The organism is Ruegeria sp. AD5, assembly GCF_056542345.1.
Genome location: NZ_JBQFZR010000012.1, coordinates 2,501 through 6,112 on the forward strand (window position 1 = coordinate 2,501; position 3,612 = coordinate 6,112).

General features: G+C 52.9%; 1 tRNA gene and 2 rRNA genes. All 3 read left to right on the forward strand.

From position 1 onward, the window contains the following. Nucleotides 1–253 precede the first annotated feature (253 nt). The 3 genes from ACR0JG_RS20685 (at nt 254) to ACR0JG_RS20695 (ending at nt 3,585) form a co-directional block, all read left to right on the forward strand. Nucleotides 254–3,080: ribosomal RNA gene (locus ACR0JG_RS20685) — 23S ribosomal RNA — on the forward strand. A 190-nt stretch (nt 3,081–3,270) separates the two neighbouring features. After that, nucleotides 3,271–3,385: ribosomal RNA gene (rrf, locus tag ACR0JG_RS20690) — 5S ribosomal RNA — on the forward strand. A 123-nt stretch (nt 3,386–3,508) separates the two neighbouring features. Continuing rightward, nucleotides 3,509–3,585: transfer RNA gene (locus ACR0JG_RS20695), tRNA-Met, on the forward strand. Nucleotides 3,586–3,612: the final 27 nt, after the last annotated feature.

A 3,612-nucleotide genomic window follows, 5' to 3' on the forward strand; every position in this document is an offset into this window, starting at 1 on the left:
AAACGAACAGAGTTGTCCAAGTCAAGTACACTAACCCGCATGATCTGACGATCATGCATGTCTTCTATTCTCCATGTGGGGCCGACCGACATCGGCAGCATGGGTTCCAGGATAGAAGGCGGGAAAGTATGCTTTTGGTTCAGAAGAAAGATCGCCTTTAGTTACCAGCTGGGCGATCGCGATTGACCTGACTGCGCTCAAGTAGCCGAATAGGCGGTAGCGCACTAAGTTGTGTCTTTCTCTTTCTGGATCAAATCAAGCGCGAGAAGGGCGTTTGGTGAATGCCTTGGCAGCAAGAGGCGATGAAAGACGTGATACTCTGCGATAAGCCATGGGGAGCTGAGAATAAGCTTTGATCCATGGATCTCTGAATGGGGCAACCCACCTGAAAGCTTCATATTGTTATCTTTGATACTCAATATGGGGTTTAAACAGGTACTTAAGACCTGAATACATAGGGTTTTAAGAGCAAACCCGGGGAACTGAAACATCTAAGTACCCGGAGGAAAGGAAATCAATTGATACTCCCCTAGTAGCGGCGAGCGAACGGGGACCAGCCGAGCCAGATAAGTGACTAGAACACGTTGGGAAGCGTGGCCATAGCGGGTGACAGCCCCGTATAGGAAGCTTTGATGGACGTATTAAGTAGGGCGGAACACGTGAAATTCTGTCTGAAGATCGGAGGACCACCTTCGAAGGCTAAGTACTCCTTGCTGACCGATAGCGAACCAGTACCGTGAGGGAAAGGTGAAAAGCACCCCGACGAGGGGAGTGAAACAGTACCTGAAACCGAACGCCTACAATCAGTCGGAGGATCCTCGAGATCTGACGGCGTACCTTTTGTATAATGGGTCATCGACTTGGTCTTACGAGCAAGCTTAAGCCGTTAGGTGTAGGCGTAGCGAAAGCGAGTCTTAATAGGGCGAATGAGTTCGTGGGATCAGACCCGAAACCGAGTGATCTAGGCATGGCCAGGTTGAAGGTAAGGTAACACTTACTGGAGGACCGAACCCACATCCGTTGAAAAGGATCGGGATGAGCTGTGCCTAGGGGTGAAAGGCCAATCAAACTCGGAGATAGCTGGTTCTCTGCGAAATCTATTTAGGTAGAGCGTCATCCGAATACCCCGGGGGGTAGAGCACTGGATGGGTAATGGGGCCCCACAGGCTTACTGATCCTAACCAAACTCCGAATACCCGGGAGTACTAGATGGCAGACACACTGCGGATGCTAACGTCCGTAGTGGAGAGGGAAACAACCCTGACCTACGACTAAGGCCCCCAATTCATGGCTAAGTGGGAAAGCAGGTGGGACGACCAAAACAACCAGGAGGTTGGCTTAGAAGCAGCCATCCTTTAAAGATAGCGTAACAGCTCACTGGTCTAAATAAGTTGTCCTGCGGCGAAGATGTAACGGGGCTCAAGCCATGAGCCGAAGTCTAGGGATGCGTAAGCATCGGTAGCAGAGCGTAGTGTGACATAGTCTCATTCCTCCTTCATGCCTTCGGGCAGATTGGAGGAGAGAGGCTTTCGATGAAGCCGGGGCGTGAGCCATCCGGTGGAGAGATCACTAGTGAGAATGATGACATGAGTAGCGACAAAGAGTGTGAGAGACACTCTCGCCGAAAGTCCAAGGGTTCCTGCTTAAAGCTAATCTGAGCAGGGTAAGCCGGCCCCTAAGCCGAGGCCGAAAGGCGTAGGCGATGGGAACTAGGTTAATATTCCTAGGCCAGGAGGATGTGACGGATCACAGGTGTAGTTCAATCTTATCGGATTGATTGGGCTGCTGAGTGGTTCCTGGAAATAGCCCTCCATCAGACCGTACCCTAAACCGACACAGGTGGACTGGTAGAGCATACCAAGGCGCTTGAGAGAACGATGTTGAAGGAACTCGGCAAAATACCTCCGTAAGTTCGCGAGAAGGAGGCCCGGTTCCTAGGCAACTAGGGGCTGGGGGCACAAACCAGGGGGTGGCGACTGTTTATTAAAAACACAGGGCTCTGCGAAGTCGCAAGACGACGTATAGGGTCTGACGCCTGCCCGGTGCCTGAAGGTTAAAAGGAGAGGTGAGAGCCTTGAATTGAAGCCCAGGTAAACGGCGGCCGTAACTATAACGGTCCTAAGGTAGCGAAATTCCTTGTCGGGTAAGTTCCGACCTGCACGAATGGCGTAACGACTTCCCCGCTGTCTCCAACATCGACTCAGCGAAATTGAATTGCCTGTCAAGATGCAGGCTTCCCGCGGTTAGACGGAAAGACCCCGTGCACCTTTACTACAGCTTCGCACTGGCATCAGGATTGTGATGTGCAGGATAGGTGGTAGGCTTTGAAGCGGAAACGCAAGTATCCGTGGAGCCTCCCTTGAGATACCACCCTTCGCACTCTTGATGTCTAACCGCGGTCCGTTATCCGGATCCGGGACCCTGCGTGGCGGGTAGTTTGACTGGGGCGGTCGCCTCCTAAAGCGTAACGGAGGCGCGCGAAGGTTGGCTCAGAGCGGTCGGAAATCGCTCGTTGAGTGCAATGGCAGAAGCCAGCCTGACTGCAAGACTGACAAGTCGAGCAGAGTCGAAAGACGGCCATAGTGATCCGGTGGTCCCGAGTGGAAGGGCCATCGCTCAACGGATAAAAGGTACGCCGGGGATAACAGGCTGATACTGCCCAAGAGTCCATATCGACGGCAGTGTTTGGCACCTCGATGTCGGCTCATCTCATCCTGGGGCTGGAGCAGGTCCCAAGGGTACGGCTGTTCGCCGTTTAAAGAGGTACGTGAGCTGGGTTTAGAACGTCGTGAGACAGTTCGGTCCCTATCTGCCGTGGGTGTAGGAGACTTGAGAGGAGTTGCCCCTAGTACGAGAGGACCGGGGTGAACGATCCACTGGTGGACCAGTTGTCGTGCCAACGGCAGTGCTGGGTAGCTATGATCGGACAGGATAACCGCTGAAGGCATCTAAGCGGGAAGCCCCCCTCAAAACAAGGTCTCCCTGAGGGCCGTGGAAGACCACCACGTCAATAGGCCGGAGATGTAAGCGCAGTAATGCGTTCAGTTGACCGGTACTAATCGCCCGATAGGCTTGATTTGATCCAGTAATGGAAAGACAAATCACCAAAAGCATACACTGACCTTGAGTTGGATAACGTCGCAGCGCCAAGCCGCGATGTTGGTTGATTATATAACCGAGTGGCAACGCGCCTTTTGCAAGCAAAAGACGCTGCCTGCCACCTCGTCGCTTTCTTGCAAAGCAAGAAAGTCGACATGGGCTTTTCCTCGGTTTGGTGGTCATAGCGCAAGTGAAACACCCGGTCCCATCCCGAACCCGGAAGTTAAGCACTGCCGCGCCAATGGTACTTGGGCTTAAGCCCCGGGAGAGTAGGTCACCGCCAAACCTAGTAAAAGCCCACAGTCTCTCAAACACGATGAAAAGAACACTACCCGGTCTCAAGTAGCCGAATAGGCGATAGACCAACACAAGACCTCAAGTAGCGTAAGCGATAGGTCACTTAAAGTGTCGCGGGATGGAGCAGCCCGGTAGCTCGTCAGGCTCATAACCTGAAGGTCGCAGGTTCAAATCCTGCTCCCGCAACCAACTTTAGAAAATCCAAACACAGCCCGT